Here is a 23,095-nt window from a genome sequence, read left to right on the forward strand (position 1 = left end):
TTCTATCATAATTCATTTTTAAATAAAATGAGCATAAAAAAGAAGGTTTAGTAAGAAATTTGGCCTTCTTTTCATGCTCACTATTCATCTTTTATAAGTTTTACTTCCTAATACATGTACATTTACTTGAATATCTTTTATTGAATCACTGTTTACTTCGTTTAGTGCTTTTATATTCCAATCTTTTCGATAAAATCGATAAGCCTTTTCTGATAGATTGAGGAGATCTGCATGAAGCTCTTCACCTTGTTTGATTGTTTTTAAAACTTCTTTTTTTATTTTTTTACTAGCATCTGAGCTTATTTTTTTGTTACTTAAATGATTCTCATTTTGTGCAACTGCTACTTCTGTTTTTATTTTGATGATGTATTTTGGCTTCTTGCCACCCTTTACCACTTTAACTGAACCTTTCGAACTTCTTATCTCTAAGTTAACTTTATCTTTTTCGAGGTAAAGTGGCCTATTATAATTTTCTTGCTTCATAAAATTTAGTGGATTTACATCTTTTAATGACACTTGTCCTTTAAACTTTTTCTGAGAAATGACGTATGCACCATTTATATAAGCCACTTTGTCTTCTTTTTCTTCTTTAAAACCCTTATCGTCAATATCTAGTGATGGAAGTAAAATTGTTCCAACTGGTTGAGTATACCTGGAAATGAATTGATGAAACTTCAAGCTAAGTAAAATTAAACTGCCTCTACTTCTTTCATCCGGAGTATTTACAACTGTATACAAAAATGGCAAATTAAAAAAACTTTGGCTCATAAAGATATCTTTTATATCCCTATCTGTGCCATAAATCCACAATGTATATCTTAATAAAGGGCGCCCACTAATAAATGAACTAATTTCTTTCATCTTACTTTTAATGATTGATTTACTTAAAACAACAGCACTAACATGACCATAGTATAACGGAATGGGAGACCGTTCTTCGATTTTAGTAAACGCTGCGAGAATCGTTTTTCCTGTCGCTTGACCTATTAATGGCGGAGCTGCGACTTGTGGTGCTCCGCTTTCTTGCTTTGCTATATTCGTAAAGTTAAGTGCTTGTACAGTTACAATATACTGATTATCTTTAAAATCAATACCAAAACCTGTAATCAATGTCTGATCGATTATCGTTCGATCGCCCCAGCATCCTGTTAAGATCAATAATTGAGGGACCATCAATAGGAAGAGTAGTAATTTTTTCACTCAATTCATCACTCCTTCCTACGGTCTACATCGACTGGATGGAGTGATTGATTTCTTTTTTTCTTATATTCTTGCGGAATTTTAATGAGTACACTAAAAAAGTCTGAGATACTAGGTACCGAAAATAAAGTGATATATGGTTGGCCGATGCTTTCTAGTGAAACAAGCATCGTAGTAATTAGAAAAAAACCTGTAAAAAAGCCAATTAATCCTAATATTGATGATAATAACAATACAAAAAAACGCAGGATTACGATATTCCCAGCAATATTTTGATTAATTAATGTATAGCCTGAAATAACAGTTAATGCTACGATTACAAGCATTGCAGGAGATGTTAGTCCTGCACGTATTGCAGCATCACCTATAAATAGTCCACCTAATACTGCAACTGTCTGCCCTACTGCTTTTGGTAATCGGATTCCCGCTTCTTTAAACAATTCAAAAAATACTAGCATTAAACAAGCCTCAAGTGGTGCTGAAAAAGGCAATCCATTTCTAGATACAGCAATCGTAGCAAGAAATTGATACGGTAATTGATCCATATGATACGTTACCATTGCAATATAGAATCCAGGTAATAATATTGTTGTTAACACCGCAAGTATTCTAAGATAACGGACCACATTCACAAAATAAAAACTTGAATGGATATCCTCAGGCGAATAGACAAGCTGATTTAAATTTGTTGGACCGATTAAACAAGTCGGATTCCCATCAACAATTACCGCAAACCTCCCCTGATTTAAAGATTGAACAACGAAATCAGGTCTACCTATATTATCAAGAAGTGGAAAAATGGAGAACGGTTGGTCATATAACGCCTCCTCAATTTCATAACTACTAACTACGATGTCTTTTTTGATCAAACTTAGACGGTGTTTTACTTCTGATAAAATTTTTGGATTAATAATATCATCAATATAAACTAGCAATACCTTTGTCCTACTCCGTATACCGATCTGAAACTCAATACTTTTTAAAGTCGATGTTTTAAGTCTTTGACGAATTAAAGCCATATTATCGGAAATATTTTCAACAAATCCATCTCTTGGTCCCCGAATTGAATTTTCCAAATTTGATTCTTCAGGATTACGTTTTGGTGGATTTGCTACAGGAATAAAGAATATTTCATTTAAATAGGAATTAAATAAGACAAGCTCTCCAGAAAATAGATTTTCTTCAACTTCCATTTTTAAATTTTTTGTTGATCTTAACTTTTTAGCTTCGACCAAATTACTTAATAACTCGAAATTAAACTTTTCTTCTTCACGTATGACATTAAAAATGTCGGTGATAATTTGATTACTATATTGATTATCGATCAAATTTGGACAAAACATTATGACGACAACATGTAACTTTTCACCATCTTTAAACTTTTTCGTTCTAAAAGCAATATCTGATGAATGATTAAAAGATTCAAGAAACTCTAATAGATCTGTATTGTCTATCGTAGTGGTTTCCTTTTTCATGCTGAATCACCTTTTAATTTTGACATAATTAATAGTATGAGCATCATGCATAGTAAAAAAATTAAATTGATTGGAAAAAAGTAGTTTTGTAAAAAATTATAAAATGACGTTGCATTCCACGGAATCATTGCCCCCACCAATAAAATGAATGAAAACATTGGTAAACTCCATTTTTTGCGACCACTATAATTAATAATATAGTTTGCAAGAAATAAATTTAAACTAATCCGAATAAAAGCTCCCGACAGCCATTGAAAAATAGATAAAAAATCCAATCTCGTAATATTAACGCCTAAAGTTAGTAACTTCCATTGTTCATAAACTGGATTTCTCATTTTTTCTGCTTCATTCGTTCCAAATTCCGTAATAGCTCCTGTAAGTGGACCTAAAATTAGCAATAATAAAATAAAGCTAACTACGACTAACCATTTAGCTTTTACTTTATCGTTCAAATAAGAGTTTAAAAATAAGATAAAAACAATTTCGAAAAAGCCTGAGCAAGTATAGATAAATCCATAAAAAAAATCATGATATCCATTTTCAAAAATAGGAAATAATAGACCATAATTTTTATTCTTTCCATTGCCTATTCCAACAATGAAACCAAAAAATGTAACAATTGGTAAGATCATAAATGCGATTGCACTAATCGAACGAATTCCATTATATGCAGCGTAAAAACAAATAACGGAAATTAAAAGTATAACAACGAACATAGGAATATCCTGTGTGTAGTTTGTATTTGCCCAAATAAGTGTAAAACGTAAAGTTACATACGCAGACATTAAAAAGTAAATGACAAAAATAGTTGAAAGCAAATAAGAAATTGGTTTATAAAATACTTTAAACATGACAGATAAAATGTCTTCATTTTTAAACTTTTTATATAAATAGCTAACTAAAGAAATCCAAATCATAAATGGGATCACGCTAGCAATTACTGTTACCCATGAATCGCGTAGTGAAGATGTCAATACACTTGGAACGATAAAAACATGCAGCATAAACCCAGTTGACATTATGAGTAGGACATATATATGAACTGATTGAATCATCTTTTTATTCATAAAAAATCTCCCTACAAAACCTTTATTCTTTAAGTTAACCCGTAGAGAAATTCTTTATGTATAAATTTTCCAATATAATTATTTAGGGCAGGATGAAGGGAAGGCAGGATCAAGGAGAAAGTAAAAGATATGAAATAATTTTGCTCTATTAAATTATTTAAAAAGAGCTATTTCTGATTTGAAAGAATATAGATTGTGCACTTTCTAAGTTTTATAATCTAACTGGTATGGGAAATTTTTTCCTTTATTTGCATTTCTTTAGATTTTAATTGTAATTTTACTAATTTTATTTGCAGTTTTGCCATTTTTTATTACGATTTTCGGAATTTATTTGCAGTTCAGACTATATTTGGCGCTACACTTCATTTCTATTTCTCACTACTTTTGAGATAAATCAACGAATATAAAATACTAGTTTTAACAGAGCCAATGCACAAAAAAACTTCTCCCAAATACAAATGAGAGAAGTTTTCTTTAAAATTTATTTATCCTAACATTATTTCTTCAAGCCTAATTGAGCTAAGATGCTGTCTAAAGTAGCACCCTTGTATGTGTTCTTAGCTTTAGGAGGATTTGGTACGGTTGAATTTTGTAATCCATAATTCTTAATGACAAAATCCATATCTTTTGCGTCTACTACTTTATCAAAATTAAAGTCAGCAGAAGCTTTACTTGTACCCCAATATGTTTGTACAGCTAATGCATCTAGAATGTCGATTACGTTATCTTTGTTTTCATCTCCTGCAGGAGCAATCGGTAGTAGATCTCTCATATATCTTCCAGTTAATACTCCACGTATATTATCAGATAAAAAGTCGACTGATTTACTCATCGTAAAATGTCCTGGAACATCTACTGTAATCGTATATGGTTTTGAATCTACCTTAACTCCATCAAAAGAATATTGACCATCAGTTGATGTGATTGGTGCATTAAGGACGGTTTTCCCGTCATATGATTTCAATGTGACTTTAGCTCCAATCTTACTCTTATCTAGTGACCAATTCGGTTCACCAGTTGTTGGATCAATTTCTCCTTCTAATTGAAGTGAACCTTCTAAATTTGAAACTTTCGCTGTTAAATCATAATTCTCAGTATAGTTATATACATCTTCTGTTCTAACATTTGATTGGTCAATTGTAGCTGTATTCACATTGTAAGTTTGAATCGCTGTTCCTGCAGTGTATGCCTTATCTAATGTTTTAACATCGAAATCAAACAATTGTAGATCCTCTGGTAGGTTTTTACTTCCTAAATAATTAAATGTAAATGAATATTGAGTAGTATCATCCCAAGCTGTTGGTGCAGTTGAAACGGTTACTTTAGCATCACCATATTGTGTTACTGCATCATTCACTTTTACATTTTCAATCGATGCTTGTTGATTAAAGACATTCATTGTCACAATCGACGTTTTTAAGTTTTTAATATTGTTCGAACGAACAGAATAATTTATCGTATCACCTGTTGTAGCAGTATGTTTATTAGCTTTTAAATAATAGTAAGGTGTCGTATTTTTTAAAAATACAACTTTAATTTGTGACGATGCATTTAAAGCAGCATCCAATCCATAAAATGTAACTGGTAATTCAGGCATACTACTATCAACTAAAATCTGATCAGAAAAGTCTCCATTTTTATCGACATTTATTGGTGATGAAGGGAATCCCCATTCTCCCCATCTTGTCACAATCGTATTTTGTGATTGATCTGCTTGAATTCCATATTTTGCAGCCTCATCAATTTCTGGATCATTTACATGAAGTTTAAAGTCATATAAGAATTCTCCATTAGAATCTAGTTGACTATCATTGTATTCAATTACTTTTTGATCTAATGTATCAAAACTAGAAGTTATTTTTGGAGTACCAAACTCTAACATGAAATCAGTTGATTTTGAGAATGTTTTTCCACTTTCGCTTGTGCCAACAAGCTTTAATTTGTAATGCCCCGGTCTTAAGACTTTGTAATCATTACTAATTGGATTTTTTGGATCATCTGTAAACGGATAGTAAATTGCACCAACTAGTCTTCCTATTGAATAAAGATAGTTTTCATCTAAGTATTGAGTATTAAATGATCCCACATACCCTATGTCTTCACCAGTCGTTGGATCTTGGATAACCACATCTAATGTTTTCATAAAAGATTTTATAGATAAATATCCATCCATGAAAGGATATGCATATGTCGGATTCGTAATTTTAGTGGTGAAGATTGGATTATATAAACCAAAAGTATCGATTCCTTCATCAACTACTCGAACACCAAAAGGAATTTGATATTGTTCGGTTGGATCTGCATTATTCGTAAATGTGACATATCCTTCATATGTTCCTTTTTCAGCTTTTTTTGGTATATTCAAATCAAATTTGAATGATTTTGAACTATTTCCATTTAGCTTAACGGATGTAGGCCCTGATAGAGTTACGTTATTTGTTGCCGCATCTTTTGAACCTCTTAACCCAGTTTGATATTTTACAGCTACACTAAATGTTTTTTCTTTTTCGCTTCTATTTTTTAATGTTACGTTTCGAGACTCTGAAATATTTTTATTATCAAATCCAAATGAACCAAAGCTCATTCCGCCAGTTAATTCTTTGATTGTTTTTTGTTTTCCATTTACAATTGTTGGTGTTTTATCAACTACTTCAAGTTCTACATTTGAATGGATCGCTTCATACGCATCTACTCGTCCACTTCCAACTTCAAATACACTGTAAGCTTTTGATAATGGATCAGCAGTATTCATTAAAATTGATTTAATATCTTCAGGCTGTAAGTCTTGATTCGATTGAAGTAATAATGCAGAAACACCCGCTACATATGGAGTTGCCATTGATGTTCCTGATAAGCGTTCGTAGGCATATTTATAATCTTCAGGTTTTGATCCATCTGCCGTACTATTATTGACATAAAATGGTACAGTTGAAAGAATGGACACACCTGGAGCAGTTACTTCTGGTTTGATATCATAGTTCATACGAGATGGACCTCTTGAACTAAATCCCGCTAATTCATCTGATGCAGTTTGTACTTTTGAATAATCACCGAATGACACATCATTTTTACCTGCTTTAATAGCTTCTGTAATTTTTAACCCTTCATCATATGACACTGAGAATGAAGGAATAGCGTCAACTGACTCTCCTAAAAACGCTTGAATCGCCCCTTCATTTTTGTTAGCTACATTGTTAGCCATTAAAACGCCTACTGCACCAGCTGCTTTGGCATTTTTAATTTTATCGATTAACGCAAACTCGCCGCGTTGAATATAGGCTATTTTTCCTTTAAGATCTTTTCCTGTATAATCCTCTGGATATCCTAAACCAACATCCACTAATTCATTTGTTGAACCTTTTAATGCTGGTATATCATCTGAGTAGTTTTGAGCTAATTGTCTTAAAGTATAGTTACTGCCATTTTGCGTTCCACTGAATTGATAAAGATCAATTGCAACAGATGATGCTCCTACAGTTAATGCTAACGCGGCTGCCCCAGGTGAACCTAATGTGTACATATTGTCACCATCATTCCCTGCAGCTACAACCGTTGTTACACCACTAAGTACAGCATTATTTACGGCTACCGAAGTTGCATAAAGTGGGTCATTTAGCGATGCACCTAATGACATATTGATGACATTCATGCCGTCTTTTACAGCTTTATCAATTGCAGCAATGATATTATCACTTTCGCCCATCCCACCAGGTCCAAGAACACGGTAAGAATATAGGTCGGCTTCCGGAGCTACGCCCAACTGCTTATATTCACTATTTGATTTCCCTCGCCCACCGATAATACCAGCAACATGAGTACCATGTTCAGTATAATAATCTGAACCATTTTCATATCCTGGTTTACCAGCTTTTACCCAATCTGCATAAGTAGTTTCCATTGGATCGTTGTCATTATCTACAAAGTCATATCCACCTTTGAAAGCATCTTTTAAATCTGGGTGATGGTAATCGATCCCTGTATCAAGAATACCTATTTTTATTCCTTTGCCCGTAAAGCCTTCAGCGTGTAGTTTATCTAATCCATCGTATGGAGTGTAGTTCGCTACTTTCGACTCGTCAGCTTTTAAATTGCTATTCTTATCAGAGTCTTTTGGAGGATCAATTGAAAATTTTTCATTACTCCAAACTGTTTTAACAGCTTTTGATTTTAATAGATTTTTTATTTGATTTGCTGGTAGACTCATAGATACACCATTAAAGGCATTCTTATATGAGCGCTTAATTTTAAAATCTACCTTTTTATTATTTTCATCTTTTAGAACTTGTCCTACATCATTGCTAAAAGTTGCATGATCTTGATCTACTAACTTAGCTGCATCCGCTTCAGTTAACGATTTGCCTTCAGACTGAGCTTCTATCGTCGCAACTTTTGCAGGCTTATTCGAAAACTCAACAATAACAGATGTTTGTTTTGTAGTTTTTTGATCGACCTCAGAAGAAATATGTAATCCTCTTGCTTCGTTCGTCGAAATCTGTTTTAAAGCAGCCCGCTGTTCGGATGTTAAATTAGCAAGTATAGTTTCCGTATTCGTTTTCCCTGCCGCTTTTGAAACATTCGTCACATGAGCAATCGGTGCAACAACAACACTCGATGTTAGAGCTAAAACTGTAAAGCCGTTTGCCAACTTACTTCTCTTTAATCTCTTCCCCATTTAACTTCCTCCTGGCTTCTTTCTATCTAAAGGTAAACTAAAAAAGCATGTAATATATGATTAATCTAAATAGAATTCTATTTTCTTCGTCATATATTTTAACTCATACATTTAATTTCCTTCCTTATTAAATTATCTGTATTTTCAAAAACTTGGTCAATTGGGTTATTTTTTTATTGATTTATCAATGTTTTATTTAATTTACATCATTTATCGACGGGATTCCCCTAATTTCATCATTAATTTAAAGAGTAAATAACCCAATTTTATAGAAAAAAGGAATCCAAATAAGTTGGATTCCACAGTGTATACAAAGTCCTATTTATCTGATTATCAGACTGATTGAAAACGCTTGTCTTTCGAGGCGCGAAGCCTGGCGAGGAGCGGAGTTACCATTAACGGTAATGAGCACCGCAGACAGGCGAAGTAACGAAGAAAGCGAGCGTTTGCCAACAGTCTGAGGAATCCACATAAGATGGATTCCTCAATTAATTAAAAAAATCAAATTTATTCTAATCCTAATTCTTTTAAAATACTATCTAACGTCATACCTTTATAAGTAGTTTTTGCTTTTGGTGCGTTATCAACTGTAGGATTTTGTAAACCAAAGTTTTTCACAATGAAGTCCATATCCTTTTTATCCACTACTTTGTCAAAGTTAAAGTCTGCTGAAGCTTTATTAGTACCCCAATAAGTTTGTACAGCTACCGCATCTAAAATGTCGATAACATTATCTTTATTCACGTCTCCAGCTGCAGCGGTTAGTAAATTCAAATTATATCTCTTTCCTAAAGTCTCACCACGAACTTCATCTGATAATAGTATTTGTTTATTCATTGTAAAATGGCCAGGTACATCAACTACTAAATTATAAGGTTTTTGATCAGCCTTCAATCCTTCAGCAGTATATTGTCCACCATTATTGTAGATTGGAGCTTGAACAGTTGTTTTTCCATCATAAGAAGTAACTGTAACTTTTGCACCAATTGCACTTTGATCAAGCTTATAATTTTGCTGACCTGTAACTGGATCAATTGTCCCTTCTAATCTTAATGCCCCATCTACCTTTGAATAGGTATTCTTAATGTTATAAGATTCCATGTAAGTATAGACATTGTTCGTTACTACATTTGATTGATCAAGTGTAGAAGCAGTCATTGTATACCAATCATGTGGTACTGCTTTTGTATATTTCTCTGCTGTTTTCATATCAAAATTAAATAGTTGTAAGTCTTCTGGTAAAGTCTTCGTACCTGTATAAGTAAATGTTAATGTATAAAGTTGACTAATTCCAGAAGGTGCTGAAGTCATAGAAACTTGTGCATCACCGTATTGTTTTACCGCATCATTTACAACTACATTTTGAATTGTTGCAAGATTTGGATCTACTTTAAAATTTATTTTAGTAGTTTTTAAGTTTTTAATATTGTTTGAACGAACACTGTAATTTACAGTATCACCTGTTGTGACTACCTGCTTATTTGCTTTTAGGTAGTAATAAGGGAAATTTTGATCCACAAATACAACTCTTAACATATTTGTAGCATTTCCAGTAAAGTTCCTTGCTGCATCCATACCATAAAATGAAACTTGTAACGGTGTAGAGCGCTTCTTAACTAAAATCTTGTCAGTATAGTTTCCATTCTTATCTGTTTTAATTGGTTTAGTCGAGAATGGACTATCGTAAAATGATACGACTGCATTTGTTGATTGATCAATTGGCAAACCTAAACTACTTGCTACCGCTGTTTCAGGATCATTTAGATTAATATTAAAGTCATATAAGAATTGTCCATTTGAATCAAACTGATTATCTTTGTATTCAATTACTTTTTGATCTAATGTATCAAAACTTGAAGTCATTTTTGGTGCTGCTACATCGTAAATAAAATCAGCAGTCTTCGTAAATGTTTTATCCTTATCATTTGTACCTACTACTTTTAATTTATAGTGACCAGCTTTTGCTACAACCGGATCATTACTAATCGGATTTTTAGCATCACCAGTAAATGGATAATAAACTGAACTAAATCCTCTTCCAACGTAGTAATCCTGATTTTCATTCATTACAATTGGTGTAAAAGAGCCAATTAGTCCAAGATCTTCACCTGTTGTAGCATCTTGTAGTAATACATCCAATGTTTTCATATGGGACTTCAATGATAAATCAAATGATAAAAACGGGAAAGCATTTGTTGGCCAACTTGTATCAGTACTAAACATAGGAGTGTCGATTTTTAAGTAATCAATACCTTCACTTACAACACGACCACCAAATGGAATTTGGTAATTTTCAGTTGGATCCGCTGTGTTTGTAAATGTGATATAGCCTTCGTATGTTCCTTTTTCTGCTGTTTTTGGAATATTTAAGTTAAACTTAACTGTGTTTTGGCTAATTCCATTTAATTTTACAGATGTAGGGCCTGTTAATGTTACATTATTTTGAGCCGCGTCTTTAGAGCCTCTTAATCCACTTTGGAATTTCACGTCAACATTAAACGTTTTCGCCTTTTCACTACGATTCTTTAAAGTAATATTACGGGAGTCTGTAATATCCTGATCATCGAATCCATATGAACCGAAACTAATACCACCTGTTAATTCTTTTATTGATTTTTGTTTGCCTTTAATAATCATTGGCGTTTGATCAACTACTTCTATTTCTACATTTGAATGGATTGCTTCATATGCATCTACTCGTCCACTACCTTCTTCAAATACGCTATAATTTTTCGATAATGGATCAGCAGTATTCATTAAAATTGATTTGATATCTTCTGGTTGTAAATCCTTATTTGATTGAAGTAATAACGCTGACACACCCGCTACATAAGGAGTTGCCATTGATGTTCCTGATAAACGCGCATATGCATATTTATAATCTTCAGGTTTTGTTCCATCAGCTGATTTATTATTTACATAAAATGGTACAGTTGAAAGAATCGCTACACCTGGAGCAGTTACTTCCGGTTTAATATCATAATTTATACGAGATGGACCTCTTGAACTAAACCCCGCTAATTCATCTGATGCAGTTTGTAGTTTCTTAAAGTCGCCGAATGTAAAATCTGACGCACCTGCTTTTATTGCAGCCGAAATTGCTAAACCTTCATCATTCGAAACTGAGAATGCAGGAATAGCATCTACAGATTCGCCAAGGAATGCTTGAATTGCACCTTCAGCTTTATTTGTTTCATCATTATACATTAATACGCCAACAGCGCCTTTAGCTTTTGCATTTTTGATTTTATCAATTAATGCAATCGTTCCACGTTTAATAAAAGCAATTTTTCCATTTACATCCTTACCATTAAAGTCTGCAGGATTTCCTAGTCCAACATCAACTAACTGATATGTTTTTCCTTTTAAAGATGTCATATCGTCAGAATAATTTTGCGCTAATTGTCTTACTGAGTAGTTTTCCCCATTATTTACGCCGGTATATTGATAGACATCTAAAGCAATTGATGAGGCACCTACAGTTAAAGCTAAAGCTGCTGCTCCAGGTGAACCAAGCGTATACATTTGATCCCCACTATTTCCTGCTGCTACAACTGTTGTTACTCCACTTAATACTGCGTTGTTTACTGCAAGGGACGTTGCATAAAGTGGATCATTCAATGAAGCACCTAATGACATATTAATAACATCCATACCGTCTTGTACTGCACGGTCGATTCCAGCAATTATGTCTCCCTCAGTTCCAGAGCCATATGCTCCTAATACTCGGTAAGAATATAGGTCTGCATCAGGTGCTGCACCAACAGTTTTATATTCACTATTTGCTACACCACGACCACCAATGATTCCGGCAACATGCGTACCATGCTCAGTGTAATAGGTTGATGTTCCACTAATCTCAGGTTTACCTGATTTTTTCCAATCTGCGTAAGTCGTTTCCATTGGATCATTATCATTGTCAACGAAATCATACCCACCTTTAAATGCATCCTTTAAGTCTGGGTGATTATAATCCATCCCAGTATCTAAGATTCCTACTTTAATTCCTTTACCTGTAAATCCTTCAGCATGTAAACGATCTAAAGCATCATATGGCGTATAGTTTGCAACATTTGCTTCATCAGCCTTTAGTTGATCGTCCTCTTTTGGAGGATCAATTGTAAATGTTTGGTTACTCCAAACTTTTGTAACAGCTTTTGATTTTAATAAGTTTTTAATTTGATTTGCTGGTAATGTCATTAACACTCCATTGAATGCATGTTTATATGAACGATTAATTTTATAATCTACTTTTTTACTATTACCATCCGTTAATAATTGGCTAACATCCTCTGAAAAAGTTTCATGGTCTTGATCAATTAATTTTTGTGCCTCTGTTTCTGTTAATGATTTATCTTCCACACTCGCTTCAATTTGAGCGACTTTAACAGGTTTATTAGCAAATTCAACAATGACACTTGTTTGTTCTGAAGACTCCAAATTAATATCAGAGGAAATTTCTTGTCCAGTATTTTCATTTGTTGAAAGCTGATTTAAAGCAGCCCTTTGCTCCGAAGTTAAATTTGCTAGAATATCTTCTGCTTTACTCGGACTTGCTGCTTTTGATACATTTGATGCTTGTCCAAGTGATCCTAAAATAAAGCCAGATGTTAAAGCTAAAACAGTAAAACTTTTTAAAACTTTACTTTTCTCTCTCTTTTTCCCCATTTTTCTTCCTCCAGTTTCTTTTCAATAAATAATTACTAAAAATAACCTTTTTTAGACAAACTTCTCAAGTAAACTTAAAAATAAAATGAACTAGTCATTTATATGTATTAATTACATTATTAGGAATTTTCTTTTTTTAATCAATTGGGTTATAAAAACCTTAATTTATCAATGCTTATTTCACATTGTAAGAAAACCGACAAATATCTACATCGTTTTTATTGAAAATAAACCAACTTTAGTAGATAATCAGTATTTTTATTAACGTTATTAATTTAGAAATAACAAAAAAAACATAGACTCTTAACGAGTCTATGTTTTTACTTTTTAAACGTTTATATTTTATCTTCAATTTTCTCATACAATTCGGCAGCTTTTTGATATTCTTTTACTTCTACAAAATACTTATATAGCTTTTTTCCGAACTGTTCGATGTAAAACTTATTATTAGTAGAATAAAAAAACGGAAGAGCCTCTTCAGCTAAAAATTGATAGTACTTATTCAAATTTCCCTCAGCCTTCAATTTAAATAATTTTATTAGCGTGCTATGTACCGGACTTTTTAACGCTTTCGCTAATGATGCAGCTCTTTTTAATATATTTAAAAGTATTTCTTTTTCAATAAGTGCTCCTTCAGTACATGTTTCTAAATAGTTACATAAACGTCGCAAATAAGCTACAGACTTTTTATTTTCTGTTACGTTAATACTTTCTTCAAAATAATATAATGCAGTTTCATATTCTTGACGTTTAAAATATTTAACCCCAAGATTATTTAATAAAATAGCTTTCCGTTCACGATCACCTAGTACATCACAATTATGAATTAAATCTTTATATCGCTCTACTACTTCACTAAAATTTATTTCTAATTCACTACCATATTGTAATAACATAAGTGTTTCAGAACTAATTGCGAATAAATAATTATTTGTTCTTTGAAAAAATTTAAGTGCCATTTCTGCATATTTATATGCTAATATTTTCGAACTTCCAAAATGATAGGCAAGCGCAAGATGATGATAATACTCTTCATTCCTATACTCATCGATATTTATCTTTTTTAATACTTTAATTGCCTTTTGGTGATCTTCGTTACTAAGACTTGCGTAATTAGAGATATAAAACATGCCTTGAAGATGATAGAATAAATTTTTCTCATAGCTAGATAAGTTATGAAATTCTTTTTTTACATATGTGAGTGTTTGGTTAACCATCTCTAAATTTGAATGGTTGAAATAATATCTGGCTCTCAGTAAATAATAGTGGGCTGCGTATTGTGAATATTCAATAAAGGGCATTTGTTCTAGTTCAGCTTTTATTTCTTCAATTTGAGCTTCCTTTTTCATAATTAATGCATCATGCCATAGATGTAAATTTTTCTCTAAATTAAAAAAAGATTGGACTTCATGATGAATATTGATTCCTAAACGATCCGAAAACATAGCTATGATATCAGCTGAATATGCTGTTTTCCCTCTTTCGATTTTGCTTACATGAGTAGTCGTACATATCCCTTCTCCAAGCATCGCTTGAGTTAGCCCCATTTTTTCACGATAAAACTTAATGATTTCCCCCTCAATCATATGTACCCTCCTCTATCTCTATCTACTTATCTATTTATTCTTTACTAAATTTTAATATCCTTTTATGAATTTACTAATTAATGCGATTTACCTAACGAGTTAATAAACAGATAAAAAATAAGATAGAGTTCCTATATAGAACCCTATCTTAATTACTACTACCTTACAATCCGCCTGTTACTTTTAGATTATTAGACAAATACATTTAAGGTCATTTTGAAAATGTAACTGCAGAAATATTGTTTCTAGATTACTTGATCCATTTTTTTTGGAAACTTGCGATACTTTCATATTCTTCATTTAATTTTCTAGATAAACTAATATAAATACCAATTAAGTCTTTATAAATCTCTACATTTTCTTTTTTCGGTTTATGACTGAATGTTGTTCCAACAAGCTCAGACATAATTGAAAAATCTTCTATCTCACCTAGTGCATATCGTCCTAAAACGACTGCACCTAAGCAAGAACTCTCAACACTTTCTGGACCCCCTACTTCTTGGTTAAAAATATCAGCTAACATTTGTCTCCATAATTCAGATCTCGCAAAGCCACCTGTCGCTTGAATCTTTTTAGGCATTCCTATTACTTCCTGCAAGGCTAAAAGTACAGTATATAAGTTTAGTATTACTCCTTCTAATACCGCTCGAATCATATGTTCTTTTTTGTGGTGTAACCCTAATCCAAAGAATGACCCTCTTGCATTCGCATTCCAAATCGGCGCTCTTTCTCCAGCTAAATATGGGTGAAATATTAATCCATCTGAACCAGGAGTCACTCTTGCAGCAATTCTAGTTAAAACTTCATAAGAATCCACCCCTAGGCGTTTTGCTGTTTCAACTTCAGCTGATGCCAATTGATCTCGAACCCATCTAAATGTCATTCCTCCATTGTTAACTGGTCCACCAATAACCCAATGCTTATCAGTCAAAGCATAACAAAAAATTCTACCTTTCGGATCACTAACCGGTTTGTCAGTAACGGTTCGAATTGCACCGCTTGTGCCAATCGTTACAGCGACAACTCCCGGCTCAATCGCATTTACTCCTAAGTTTGATAACACCCCATCATTTGCTCCAATTACAAATGGAGTCGATTGACTAATTCCGATTTCACTAGCATATGCATCTTTTAAATTAGAAAAATAATATGTAGTCGGCACTGGCTCTGATAAATTTTGCTCAGTAATTCCGCAAATTTCTAATGCTTCTTGATCCCAATTTAGATTTTGTAAATTAAATAATCCAGTAGCTGATGCGATTGAATAATCTACTAAATATTGCTCAAAAAACTTATAAAAAACATATTCTTTAATCGATATAAATTTACTTGTATTAGAGAACACATCCGGCTTTTCATGACGCAGCCAAGTTATTTTAGCTAGTGGAGACATTGGATGGATTGGAGTACCTGTTCTTAAATAAATAGATTGCCCGTTCATTTCATTCTTGATTTTATTTGCCCAATCTACAGCACGACTATCTGCCCAAGTTATGCATTGCGTTAATGGCTGTCCATTTTGATCAACAGCAATCACACTATGCATCGCACTACTAAATGAAACAAGTGCTAATTCATCTTTGCTAATTTTACTATTTGCAATTGATTGCTTCATTACTTCTACTACTGCCCTAAAAATTTCCTCTGGGTCTTGTTCGGCAGTTTGTGGCGTAGGACTATAAAGGGGATATTCAACATTATGCGAACTTACGACTTTCCCGTTCTTTTTAAACAAAACTGCTTTCGTACTAGTTGTACCGATATCTACTCCTAAATAATATTTTTCTGTATTTATCATTTACTATTCACCTGATCCTTGAATATTTGAACATTATTTTGCTCTTTTACTAAATTTTTCTTTATTTGAGATTAATAATATTTTTATTAGACTGATCGATTTCCGATATTAGGATGCTCGCTTATTTATATATCCGAGCGATTTTAAAAGAAAAATTATTCCTAATTAAAATATGGATTAAAAAAATTTTTTCGATAATAATGATTATATACGAAATATTTTTACAAGAAAGGGTTTTCATATTATTATTAAATAGAACTCTCTTTTCCTATATAATAATAATTAAGTAAATTACTTTGCATTTCTAACTTTTCAACAGAATACTTTACTCAAATTAAACTATTTTAAAAACTTATTTATTTACAAAATAACAATTCCTTGAAAGGTGTTTATAACATGGTACAAGCGAACAGTTTAGGTAAAATTCGTTCTTATTACGCAAGGTTAAGTGATAAAGAAAAAAAAATTGCAGATTATATATTACAAAACCCTAAGCATATTATTCATAGTACAATAACAGAAGTAGCTGAAGACTTAAATGTTGCTGACGCGACTGTTTTTAGATTTTGTAAACGAATTGGTTTTAAAGGATACCAAGCACTTAAAATCGCATTAGCAACAGAAATAATGACACCTATTCAGCAAATTCACGAAGAAATTAGTGAAAAAGACGATGAAATATCAGTTGCTAATAAAATATTTAAATCAAATATTCGTACTCTAGAAAATACAGCTCAAATTTTAGATAGCCAATCTTTTAAAAAAGCAGTAGATCTAATCCTAAATGCTAATCGAGTTGAAGTATATGGCGTAGGTGGCTCATCTGTTATTGCAATGGATGCATTTCATAAATTCATCCGAACAGGTATAAAAGCAAATTCATACGCTGATTTACACTTTCAATTGATGTCAGCTTCTCAACTAACAAAAGATGACGTCGCTATTGTTATCTCACATTCTGGGTCCAATAAGGACATTCTTCGTATTTTGCATGTATTAAATGAAAACGGTGCCAAAACAATCGGTATTACTGGATTTCCAAAATCACCATTAAGTCAAAATGTAGATGTATCACTTTATACATCTTCTGAGGAAACGGAATATCGACCAGAAGCGCTTGCTTCTAGAATTGCACAATTAAGTATTATTGATGCATTATACGTGAATATTATGATCTTAAATTCGCACAAAGCTAAAACATCTTTTGAAAAAGTTAGAACAGCTATTTCAGAAACTAGATCATAAATTTATACGATTGGAATAAATGAAACGATCTCAATAGTTCATAATAAACTAAAAAAACTCACAAAGTTAATTCCTTTGTGGTTTTTTTTCATTTAAATTTTTGTAAAAGAGGAACTTAGTAAGCGTGGTGACGATTCGTCTCTATCACTTTCTTACTTCATTATTTGACCAATAAATATCTTCATGAATTTCAACATCTTCATATGCATGATAGCCATTTCATCAGGTGAACTTGGTTCATCATTTCCTAACCATTGTTCGATCACACCAAAAAATGCTGAAGAAATAAACGCAGTAGTGTATTCATGTGGTATATCAATCATATATTGATTTTCGATGATATCGACCAGCTTATCATATAAAGCCCCTTTTATATATTCCTTCATTTTTTTCGGAAAAGCTGGATCTCCCTTTGAACTAAGAAGTATTTTAATAAAGCGTTGATTTTCCATTAAATAATGGAATACCTTAAGAATGGGTGGATAAATCATATCTTTTGAATAAAACTCGTCAAATTCATTTGGCTTTAAATACTTGAGTTTATCTTGTAATCCTTCTAGTATCTCATTTTGACTTTTTTCCATTAAATCATATTTATCTCGATAATGAAGATAAAATGTTCCACGATTTAATCCCGCCTTTAATGTAATATCTCTTACTGATATAGCTTCGAACCCTTTTTCTTCTATTAAATCTAACAATGTCTCTTTTATTAAATCCTTCGTTTTTGCAACTTTTATTTCCCTCAATGACTGTGTCACCTTATACCATCCTTTAAACTATTTAGTAATAACTGAACAATTTTCATAAATGTGTTTAATAATGAACACATATAATTGTATTGCTTATTGTGATTGAATAAAGCTCATTGTAATATCTTCTCATAACGTTAGTCAACACGTTGTTCATTAATCAATAAAAATAAGGAGGCAATTATATGAATTTATTTAAACAAAAACAAGCTATTTTAGCTCCTTTACTAGTGATAGTTGTTGCGATTATTTTTTGTCTTACATTAGCATCATCTGTAAATCCAACTCCTAAAAATCTTCCGATTGCAATCGTAAACGAAGATCAAGGCATCATGATACCTAACAAAGGAACTGTTAACCTAGGAAAGATGATGGTTTCAAAAATAACTGAGCTATCTAAATCAAATAACGGTGAAAAGCCAGCAATAAACTGGGTACATGTTCCAAATGAAAAGACAGTACGTAAGGAGCTAAAAGATCAAAAATATTATGCTGCTTTAATATTCCCTAAAGACTTCAGTCAAAAACAAGCATCATTAAAAACAGCAAATCCTTCTCCTATTACGATTAAAATTTTAGTAAATCAAGGGAAGAATACGAATGGGTCCACAATGGCCAGTCAAATATTGTCTCATTTAGTGGAAAATATTAATATGACTATTCATACTGAAATTTTTAATGAGTTAAAGAAAAATGGTAATTCAATCCCAATCAATCAGGCTGAAGTATTGGCTAACCCAATACTAACAAAAGTTGAAAATGTAAATGCAATTGGCACCCATACAGCAGGAGGGAATGCTCCAGTTATATTAATTACACCGCTTTGGATGTCTAGTTTAATCGGAGCAGTCATTGTCTTTTTAGCGAAAAGAAAAACAAAACCATCTAATTCAATAAATAAATTTAAAATTGTTTTGGAACAGTTAATATTAGCTGTCATTTTGTCATTACTAGTTGGTTTTGGTATAACTCTAATGGCAACATGGATTGGCTTTACGCTTCCAAATTTCCTTGATGTAGCTATCTATTTAGCCATCACTTATTTCTGTTTCCATATACTAATTTCTGCTGTCATGTCGTGGATTGGATTCGGTGGAGTTGCAATCTTTGCGTTAATCTTCTTCTTCTCAGGTTCAATAATTGGCATGCCGAAAGAACTACTACCAACATTCTCGAAGGATTGGATCTATTCATGGGTTCCAATGCGATTTGGTGCAGACGGATTAAGAGAAATTTTCTATTTTGATAAAGGATTATCGCTAAGTCATCCAATGAATGTAATTATTTCAATTGGTGCTATTTCAACTATCTTACTTCTTTCTTCAGTATTAAAAGGTAGTAAAAATTCTAAAGAACAATCTACTAATCTTGCAAACTAAAGACTAAAACTTTATAAAAAGCTATAAAAACTTTGTTCGTTTAATAAACAAAATTTTTATAGCTTTTTTATTACAAACTATCTAAATAGAAGGTAATTACTAAAATCGAAAACATAATCGACCCTACAACAGTGTTAAATAAGGTACGCTCATTATTTTTAATTTTTTTAAGTAAAGCCACGCTGTTTGCAAAGAAAAGTGCTAATAATATTGGATCAATATAAATAACCATAAAACCAAGAAATAAATCCATAACCTATCTCCTTTACGTTACTTTACTATTCATATTACACAATTTTTAGTCTTTATTTTCTATTTAAGATAAATCTACACAAACTATTCAAATTCTAACAATCTATTACAATATTTTCAGTGTAATATGAAATTAAATAACAAGGAGGAATATTATGGAAAACATTAAACTTACAAAAATCACCTTAATTTTTGTATTAACTCTATTTTTAACTCCTTTTTTAAGTACAAGCATTTATTCTGTAGATGCCAAATTACAAGATTCCTTTACAAAAGATGAACAAAAAGAAGAGAAAAAGCTTCACAAACCTCTTACCAAAGAAGAACGCAAAGAGAAAATAAAAAAAATAAAATTCTCATTTGGTAAAGTTAAACAAGAACAAATTGATGAATTAAGTGATGAAATGATTGAAGAATTGAGTAAAGATGATGGAGAAATTGTTAGTATTACACAGCAAGATTCGACAGTACAAGACTCTTCGAAAGAAGTGACTCTTTCTCAATTAAGAGCAATGCCAAAAACCGATTATAGTATGACTCTTGTTGCTCAACGAATTTCTGAAAAGGGCTCTTCTTATGATAATTTTAAATTCACAGCAGAAGGAAGATGGCATGTCAATCCTTTTTGGGAATTAACAGATAGTATTGCGGTTGGTTGGTCTGATAACTTTGTAATGTACAATGACTATGCAACTCATTATGGATTGTTAGGTGCTCAACAGTATGCATGGTCATGTACCCGTGATACTATCAAAAATCAGATTGGTGTAGGATATGATGTTGATTTAAAGTCAGGTTATGATGATTGGAAAACAATATTAGTTGCGAAAGTTTATAAAAATAACGGAACAGGTGTTGGATCAGTTAAAACTGAGTATATGCATACTTCTATGTCTCCTTCTAATCCGACTATAGTAATCTCCCTTGGAAGCGATAGTAAACCCCAATTCAGTTTCTCAGTTAGTGGTGCAACTAGGAAAGAAAATGCATCTCCAGCATATGCCGATTTCACGTATTAGTAAAGTTAGATTAAGTAGAGACTAATTTAGAAAAAACGAGTTTGTTTTTTAATAGAATACGAATAACTTTTATTAAATAAATAGAAAAGACACCTTTAGCCTGTTACTTAAGTAGGTTAAAGGTGTCCTAAATTATGTATGTCCAAAAGATCCTCTAATAAAAACAAAAATTACTTGATACAAACAACCTTACCTTTAGTCATTTCAATCAACTCATTCGGTGTTAATTGAAATATTGCTTTCGGATGACCTGCAGCAGCCCATACCTCTCCATACTGTAGTAAATCCTCATCAATAAATGTAATCAGTTCATTTTTATGCCCTATTGGTGCTACTCCACCAATTACGAAACCAGTCTGTTCACGTACAAAGTCGGCATCGGCTTTACCTAATTGATCATTAAGTAATTTTTCAATTTGTCTCTCATTTACACGATTTATTCCACTTGCTACTACTAAGACAGGGCTATTTGAACTTTCTATTTTAAAAATGATTGATTTAGCTATTTGAGCTACTTCACAATTTAATGCATCCGCTGCTTCTTTAGCAGTTCTTGCACTATCTGATAGCTCAATAACTTTGTTTGAATAACCTAATTCAATTATTAAATCTTGTACTACTTGTGCACTTTCTTTTAATCCTTCCACCTTTATCACTTCCTTAAATAAATTAATTTTTTACTTATTCCATAAGAAAGAATACATTCCTGCTAATTTTCATTATTTTACTAGAAAAAATTCTCTATCTATTTCTCCCTACTTCCACCAAATTGAACTAGGAAAATCGCCAGTAGTTAGATTGATTGTCTCACCAATTTTAGGAGTGGCATATTTAACGCCATTTTCTTTCGCAGCCTTTACAGCTCGTTCAATTGGATCATTCCAGTCATGAAATGCTAACGTGAATGCGCCGAAATGTATTGGTACAAGAACTTCGCCTTTTACATCAGTAAATGCTTTAACGGTTTCTTCTGGCAACATATGAATTACTGACCAACGCGCATCATATTGTCCACATTCCATAAATGCAATATCAAACGGTCCGTACTTTTCACCAATTTCTTTAAAATGAGGAGCATACCCACTATCTCCACTAAAATAAATTTTCGTTTTCTCACTTAAGATAACCCAAGAACACCATAAAGTAGCATTACGATCGGTTAAGCTTCTTCCAGAGAAGTGTCTTGCAGGCGTACAAGCTAAAGTTAAGTGTTCAAACCTAAACTCATCCCACCAATTATGTTCAGAAATACACTCTCTAGAAACTCCCCAGCTTTCTAAGTGACTTCCAACTCCAAGTGGAACAATAAATCGATCTACTTTCTGTTTTATTTTCTTAATTGTCCCGTAGTCTAAATGATCATAATGGTCATGAGATAAAATAACGGCATCAATTTTAGGTAAATCACTAATTTCAATTGGTAAACCTCCACTATATCTTTTACCACCAAACTGTGGAAACGGCGTCGGAGTATTCCCAAACATTGGATCAACTAGAATATTTTTACCTTCTATTTCAATTAATAAAGCTGAATGTCCAAACCAAGTAATTTTCGTATCTCCTTTATTTGAATTGAATAAAGTCGAAGCTTCAATTTTCTCCATTGGTATATGATCTTTAGGAGTTCGATTTGGACTTTTCTTAACAAAATCTCTAATCATAGATAGATTTGTTTTAAAATTCATATTCATACTTGTCGGTATTTGATTTATAAACTTTCCATTTTTATAATTATCTAAAGTATTAAAAGATCCCATTTGCTCTTTTGAGTACTTCTTTCCGAAATGTGGATATGTATTTAGAAACATCATTATAATGATCACTATCAAAACTAAACAAAGTAAAAACAGCATAAATTTCCCCCTCCAAATTAAACCTTTAATAAAATTTACACTACCACAAATTCAGAAGATTTAACAAATAATCAGATGGTTTTTCATATAAAAAATATTCTTAATAGCATAGTGGAAATAAGCTGTTTA

General features: G+C 32.2%; 14 protein-coding genes. 3 read left to right on the plus strand and 11 right to left on the minus strand.

What is annotated here, in order from left to right; translation table 11 throughout:
* Positions 1-84: 84 nt before the first annotated feature.
* The 7 genes from B7R67_RS02445 to gntK form a co-directional block, all read right to left on the minus strand.
* Positions 85-1,200 carry a Ger(x)C family spore germination protein gene (locus tag B7R67_RS02445; RefSeq protein WP_088067214.1) on the minus strand — a complete coding sequence of 372 codons (1,116 nt, stop codon included), beginning with the start codon at positions 1,198-1,200 and terminating at the stop codon, positions 85-87.
* A gap of 8 nt (positions 1,201-1,208) precedes the next feature.
* On the minus strand, positions 1,209-2,675 hold the full coding sequence (locus B7R67_RS02450) for a spore germination protein (RefSeq protein ID WP_088067215.1): 1,467 nt from the start codon (positions 2,673-2,675) through the stop codon (positions 1,209-1,211).
* Complete coding sequence (locus B7R67_RS02455) at positions 2,672-3,742, minus strand: GerAB/ArcD/ProY family transporter (protein WP_088067216.1); 1,071 nt, start codon at positions 3,740-3,742, stop codon at positions 2,672-2,674. The genes B7R67_RS02450 and B7R67_RS02455 overlap by 4 nt, the downstream gene beginning before the upstream one ends.
* Before the next feature lie 496 nt (positions 3,743-4,238).
* Positions 4,239-8,414, minus strand: coding sequence for a S8 family serine peptidase (locus B7R67_RS02460; RefSeq protein WP_088067218.1), 4,176 nt, complete (start codon positions 8,412-8,414; stop codon positions 4,239-4,241).
* A 507-nt stretch (positions 8,415-8,921) separates the two neighbouring features.
* Positions 8,922-13,082 (minus strand): S8 family serine peptidase, encoded by a 4,161-nt coding sequence (locus tag B7R67_RS22725; RefSeq protein ID WP_088067220.1) that lies wholly within the window; start codon positions 13,080-13,082, stop codon positions 8,922-8,924.
* A gap of 335 nt (positions 13,083-13,417) precedes the next feature.
* Positions 13,418-14,668, minus strand: a complete 1,251-nt coding sequence (locus B7R67_RS02470; protein ID WP_088067222.1) for a helix-turn-helix domain-containing protein — start codon at positions 14,666-14,668, stop codon at positions 13,418-13,420.
* A 250-nt stretch (positions 14,669-14,918) separates the two neighbouring features.
* Positions 14,919-16,466, minus strand: coding sequence for a gluconokinase (gene gntK / locus B7R67_RS02475; RefSeq protein WP_142289508.1), 1,548 nt, complete (start codon positions 16,464-16,466; stop codon positions 14,919-14,921).
* 396 nt (positions 16,467-16,862) lie between these two features.
* Between gntK and B7R67_RS02480 the strand changes: the two genes are divergently transcribed.
* A complete protein-coding gene (locus B7R67_RS02480) occupies positions 16,863-17,711 on the plus strand; it encodes a MurR/RpiR family transcriptional regulator (protein WP_088067224.1) in 849 nt (282 codons plus the stop codon).
* Between the two features lie 152 nt (positions 17,712-17,863).
* Here B7R67_RS02480 and B7R67_RS02485 read toward each other — a convergent pair whose 3' ends face one another.
* Positions 17,864-18,472 (minus strand): TetR/AcrR family transcriptional regulator, encoded by a 609-nt coding sequence (locus B7R67_RS02485; RefSeq protein ID WP_088067226.1) that lies wholly within the window; start codon positions 18,470-18,472, stop codon positions 17,864-17,866.
* A gap of 176 nt (positions 18,473-18,648) precedes the next feature.
* Between B7R67_RS02485 and B7R67_RS02490 the strand changes: the two genes are divergently transcribed.
* A complete protein-coding gene (locus B7R67_RS02490; RefSeq protein WP_088067228.1) occupies positions 18,649-19,842 on the plus strand; it encodes a YhgE/Pip domain-containing protein in 1,194 nt (397 codons plus the stop codon).
* Between the two features lie 70 nt (positions 19,843-19,912).
* Here the strand turns inward: B7R67_RS02490 and B7R67_RS02495 are convergent, their stop codons facing one another.
* Positions 19,913-20,095 carry a hypothetical protein gene (locus B7R67_RS02495; RefSeq protein WP_088067231.1) on the minus strand — a complete coding sequence of 61 codons (183 nt, stop codon included), beginning with the start codon at positions 20,093-20,095 and terminating at the stop codon, positions 19,913-19,915.
* A gap of 154 nt (positions 20,096-20,249) precedes the next feature.
* Between B7R67_RS02495 and B7R67_RS02500 the strand changes: the two genes are divergently transcribed.
* Complete coding sequence (locus B7R67_RS02500; RefSeq protein WP_088067233.1) at positions 20,250-21,113, plus strand: hypothetical protein; 864 nt, start codon at positions 20,250-20,252, stop codon at positions 21,111-21,113.
* 170 nt (positions 21,114-21,283) lie between these two features.
* Here the strand turns inward: B7R67_RS02500 and B7R67_RS02505 are convergent, their stop codons facing one another.
* Together B7R67_RS02505 and B7R67_RS02510 are read right to left on the minus strand one after the other, a co-directional pair.
* Positions 21,284-21,760, minus strand: coding sequence for a YbaK/EbsC family protein (locus B7R67_RS02505; protein ID WP_088067235.1), 477 nt, complete (start codon positions 21,758-21,760; stop codon positions 21,284-21,286).
* 108 nt (positions 21,761-21,868) lie between these two features.
* On the minus strand, positions 21,869-22,966 hold the full coding sequence (locus tag B7R67_RS02510; RefSeq protein WP_088067237.1) for an MBL fold metallo-hydrolase: 1,098 nt from the start codon (positions 22,964-22,966) through the stop codon (positions 21,869-21,871).
* Between the last annotated feature and the right edge of the window lie 129 nt (positions 22,967-23,095).

Source organism: Gottfriedia luciferensis (genome assembly GCF_002156865.1).
GTDB lineage: Bacteria > Bacillota > Bacilli > Bacillales > Bacillaceae_G > Gottfriedia > Gottfriedia luciferensis.

Coding starts and splice junctions, on each gene's coding strand:
- B7R67_RS02450 (WP_088067215.1), bottom strand. CDS start 2,675: ATGAAAAAGGAAACCACTACGATAGACAATACAGATCTATTAGAGTTT.
- B7R67_RS02455 (WP_088067216.1), bottom strand. CDS start 3,742: ATGAATAAAAAGATGATTCAATCAGTTCATATATATGTCCTACTCATA.
- B7R67_RS02460 (WP_088067218.1), bottom strand. CDS start 8,414: ATGGGGAAGAGATTAAAGAGAAGTAAGTTGGCAAACGGCTTTACAGTT.
- B7R67_RS22725 (WP_088067220.1), bottom strand. CDS start 13,082: ATGGGGAAAAAGAGAGAGAAAAGTAAAGTTTTAAAAAGTTTTACTGTT.
- B7R67_RS02470 (WP_088067222.1), bottom strand. CDS start 14,668: ATGATTGAGGGGGAAATCATTAAGTTTTATCGTGAAAAAATGGGGCTA.
- gntK (WP_142289508.1), bottom strand. CDS start 16,466: ATGATAAATACAGAAAAATATTATTTAGGAGTAGATATCGGTACAACT.
- B7R67_RS02480 (WP_088067224.1), top strand. CDS start 16,863: ATGGTACAAGCGAACAGTTTAGGTAAAATTCGTTCTTATTACGCAAGG.
- B7R67_RS02490 (WP_088067228.1), top strand. CDS start 18,649: ATGAATTTATTTAAACAAAAACAAGCTATTTTAGCTCCTTTACTAGTG.
- B7R67_RS02495 (WP_088067231.1), bottom strand. CDS start 20,095: ATGGATTTATTTCTTGGTTTTATGGTTATTTATATTGATCCAATATTA.
- B7R67_RS02500 (WP_088067233.1), top strand. CDS start 20,250: ATGGAAAACATTAAACTTACAAAAATCACCTTAATTTTTGTATTAACT.
- B7R67_RS02510 (WP_088067237.1), bottom strand. CDS start 22,966: ATGCTGTTTTTACTTTGTTTAGTTTTGATAGTGATCATTATAATGATG.